Source organism: Neisseria sp. HMSC073G10 (assembly GCF_001812605.1).
GTDB lineage: Bacteria > Pseudomonadota > Gammaproteobacteria > Burkholderiales > Neisseriaceae > Neisseria > Neisseria subflava_A.
This window is the reverse complement of the sequence record NZ_KV809542.1, coordinates 1-1143: the sequence shown is the minus strand read 5'-3', so window position 1 is coordinate 1143 and position 1143 is coordinate 1. Positions and strand designations below refer to the sequence as shown.

Genomic DNA, 1143 nt, shown 5'->3' with positions numbered 1-1143 from the left:
TGCTGATTTTTCTGCCTTCGCGTTTTTCGACTTCACGCTTGAGGGCTTCGGCATATTTGTCGGCCAACGCCATTTCTTTCGGATGCAGCTGCCTATTGTTCCAATCGACATTCGCCCCTACTGCCGCCGTACCGACACTCCCGCCCGCCGCATAGCCGATTGCCGCCCCGCCCAGTGCGTTGACCGCCGCTTTGCCCGCCGGACCGAGGTTTTCCGCTGCTTCGTCCAAATACGGTGCGGCAAGGGAAGTGCCGCCGCCGGCCAGTATGCCGCCGAGGTTGCCCGTCGTCAGTCCGCCTGCCGCCCCGTGCAGGATACTCCTGCCTATGCCGCCTTCTTTCCAGGTGTCGTAGCGGCTTTGGTTTTCGGCAAGGTAGGCGTTTACTTGACCGAGGGATGCGCGGATAGCGGCTTTTTCGGTTTCGCTGTCCGTGTTTTGCAGTTCGGCCTCCAGCAGGGTTTTGGCTGCCTGATACCGTTCGTAACTTTGGGTATTGCCGAGTTTGTCGGAAACGGCTGCTGTGGTTTGGGCGGCGTTTTTACCGAACTCCTGCGTTACTTCCCTTTGCAGGTTGATCTCTTTGGCCACCGCGTCTTTGTCGAAGCTGTTTTTCAGACGGCCTGAGTGTTGATCCGCAGTTTCGGTGTCGATGCCGGTGTGGATACGCGCTTCGGTTTCTTTGGCGGTCCTGCCGGTTCGGGCAAGTTGTCCCGCTTTGTCGGTGATGTGTATGTTGCGGGTGTTGATGCCGCTGCGGGTGGTGCTGTTTTTGCTGTCTCCATCGCTGCCGTAGCCGATGGCGTTATTGTTGTTTTGACCTTTAGAAGCATCAGTCAAGCGGATTCCCGGGCCGGAATCGGCAGGACGGTTTTGCCCCATTGATTCACCGCTGATTGCAACACTTGCCCCGATACCGAAACTTTTGCCTTCGTAGTGGCTGTGGTTTTGAATGTCGCTGGCAGTAAGGGTGGCCGTCTGAAAAAGTTTTTTTCCTTTGTCTTCGGCACTCTTGCCGGAGGTGATGATGCCGCCCTTGAGGTCTGTGTTGTCTCCGACTTTGATTTGATAGCCGTCTTCTCCGGCATAAATACCGCTTTGCTCGGTTACCGAGGCATGGTCTGCTTTGACTTTGCTTTGGCTGT

Annotated in this window: 1 pseudogene; it reads right to left on the bottom strand. The window is 56.3% G+C overall.

From position 1 onward, the window contains the following. A pseudogene (locus HMPREF2865_RS11335) lies at window positions 1–1143 on the bottom strand (hypothetical protein); the annotation flags it as partial.